Origin of the sequence: Synechococcus sp. R6-10 (genome assembly GCF_047461815.1) — a bacterium.
Lineage (GTDB): Bacteria > Cyanobacteriota > Cyanobacteriia > Thermostichales > Thermostichaceae > Thermostichus.
Window position 1 is genome coordinate 1 of the sequence record NZ_JANSHW010000630.1, and the last position, 540, is coordinate 540.

The 540-nt window shown below is 47.2% G+C and carries 1 protein-coding gene; it reads right to left on the bottom strand.

Annotated features, from left to right (window positions below):
- The coding region (locus NW837_RS14705; protein ID WP_414332312.1) for a hypothetical protein at positions 1 to 458 on the bottom strand (458 nt) is incomplete at its 3' end.
- Between the last annotated feature and the right edge of the window lie 82 nt (positions 459 to 540).

Consider the following 540-nt stretch of genomic DNA (forward strand, 5'->3'; position numbering starts at 1 on the left):
ACGATTAATAGACGAGTCGGGCTAATCTTTACGACCTTTACGAGTGAGAGAGTCAATACAATCAGCACAGAAGAAAAGACCAAGGTTACGAGGAATGTACGAGATAAGGTCATTAAAACTGACAACGCCACAGGAAGCCATAGCAGCACACTGCGCCGACCGTAAATGACTCCTACCATCAGCGGTATCGACATCCATAGAGAGTAGAAGTTGGGATCTGTAGCCAATCCTATGAGGCGCGGCACAGAGCCATGCTCCATATAATACCCAACCGAGGGCATCCATAGAGATTGGTCAAGAGCAATCTGCTCGTAGCGTAGGATAGCAGGCACATAAAGTGCAATCGCTATCACACCTATTCCTGCAGCAAGCTTGAGGATTCGTCGGTTCAGGGTTACTAACTCAATTTGCGGATTGAAAACCAAAATTGCGACGACACATAGGTTGATGATTTGCATCGCTACCATCGTAAAACCGCGCTCGGGTATGGGTGAACTAAAAGCACACACGACAATCCACAGGCTAAATGCTGTGCAGAGA